The following is a 260-nucleotide window of genomic DNA, read 5'->3' as shown; positions in this document are numbered from 1 at the left end:
CATGTAGTCTCTTTTATTCTGATGTCCCCAACCTGGATGTGGGTTACCACTATTTCCTGGCTTATCTTTATCATGACCATATGCATTACCTGGATTTTCTTTGTCATGTCCATATGCATTTCCATTATCTTTACCTGGTTTATCTGGTCTATTTCCTCCACCTGGATGGTCTAAGCCTACTATTGTTTTTATTCTGTTGCCAAATCCATCGTAGAAATATCTTGTTTCATCATCATGCTTATTTGTAACTTTTACTAAAC

Annotated in this window: 1 protein-coding gene; it reads right to left on the bottom strand. The window is 36.5% G+C overall.

Annotated elements, in window-relative coordinates:
* Positions 1 to 260: hypothetical protein (locus Tmeso_RS16655; protein WP_207653869.1), on the bottom strand; the 260-nt coding region annotated here is incomplete at both ends.

This window comes from Tepidibacter mesophilus (genome assembly GCF_002724055.1).
GTDB lineage: Bacteria > Bacillota > Clostridia > Peptostreptococcales > Peptostreptococcaceae > Tepidibacter_A > Tepidibacter_A mesophilus.
The sequence above is the reverse complement of the archived record's forward strand: the minus strand, read 5'-3'. Positions and strand labels throughout refer to the sequence as shown.